This window comes from Micromonospora sp. AMSO12t (genome assembly GCF_008806585.1).
Lineage (GTDB): Bacteria > Actinomycetota > Actinomycetes > Mycobacteriales > Micromonosporaceae > Micromonospora > Micromonospora reichwaldensis.
Genome location: NZ_WAAS01000506.1, coordinates 1 through 1301, shown reverse-complemented (window position 1 = coordinate 1301; position 1301 = coordinate 1). Strand labels below are relative to the sequence as shown.

Annotated in this window: 1 protein-coding gene and 1 pseudogene; both read left to right on the top strand. The window is 76.0% G+C overall.

Features of this window, described 5'->3' with window-relative positions; translation table 11 throughout:
* Positions 1 to 836, top strand: an 836-nt coding sequence (locus tag F6X68_RS32655; RefSeq protein WP_225852572.1) for a S1C family serine protease, incomplete at its 5' end; no start/stop codon positions are given.
* Between the two features lie 74 nt (positions 837 to 910).
* Positions 911 to 1301: pseudogene (locus F6X68_RS32650) on the top strand (hypothetical protein); the annotation flags it as partial.

Genomic DNA, 1301 nt, shown 5'->3' with positions numbered 1-1301 from the left:
GCCACCCCCAGGGCCCCGGGCCGGGCCAGCCGTACCCCGTCGGGCCGGCGCCGGCGACGAAGGGGCGCGGGCTCACCGTCACCGCGCTCGTGCTCGCCGGCCTGCTGGCCGTGGTGACGGGCGTGCAGGCGTACCAGATCAACCGGCTCTCGAATCGGCTGGGCGACACCGACAGCCGGGTGGCGGCGGCGCAGGCGGCCGACGGCACCCGGTTCGACGGCCTGGAGTCCCGGGCGGGGGCGCTGGAGAAGCAGGCCGGCGCCGCGTTCAACCCGGAGGCCGTGGCCAGCGCCGTGCTGCCCAGCGTGTTCCGGGTCCGGGCCGGCAACTCCACCGGCACCGCATTCGCGATTGGCAAGCCAGCCGCGGGCGGGGGCACCAACCTGTTCACCAACTACCACGTGGTGGACGCGCTCTGGCAGACCGGCGAGCGGGAGGTCTTCCTGGAGCGCACCAACCAGCGCTTCCCGGCGACCATCGTGCGCGTCGACGAGACCAACGACGTCGCCCACCTGCGGACCAACGGCAAGTTCACCGGCCTGGTCGCGGCGTCCGCCGCGGTGAAGTCCGGGCAGCAGATCGTGGTCGTCGGCGCGCCGCTCGGCCTGGAGGACAGCGTCACCACCGGCGTGGTGAGCGCCTTCCGCGAGGCCGGCGGCGGCGAGGGCCCGGTCATCCAGTTCGACGCCCCGATCAACCCCGGCAACTCGGGCGGCCCGGTCATCAACGGCAGCAAGCAGGTCGTCGGCATCGCCACCGCCAAGGCCCGCAACGCCGAGGGGATCGGTCTCGCCGTACCGATCAAGGTCGCCTGCGACGGTTTCAAGATCTGCTGACCCCGTCAGCGCCCAACCACCCCCTCGGCCCGGCGGCTCCAACGCCGGACCAGCACACGTGGAGGAAGAACGACATGTCCCAGCCACCGACCGGGCCGGAGGGCTACCCGCCGTACCCGCCGGCCGCGCCCGGTCAGTCGCCGTCGGGCGGCGCCCCGCACGGCACCACCTACGGCAGCCCGCGCCCGTACACGCCCGAACAGCAGGACGCCGGCCAGCAGTACGCCCCGGCGCCGCAGCAGTACAACCCGGCCCCGCCCGCCGGCTACCCGCAGTCCGCGCCGCCGGCCGGACCCGCCGGCTACCCGCAGTCCGCGCCGCCGGCCGGACCCTCCGGCTACCCCCAGTCGGCGCCGCCGGCGTCGCCCGGCTTCGGCCCCGGCAGCGCGTCGCCCCACGCCGGGCAGGCCTCCGGCGGGCCGGCCTTCGGGCAGCCGATGTCGGTCCCCCCGGCCTCCGGGCCGG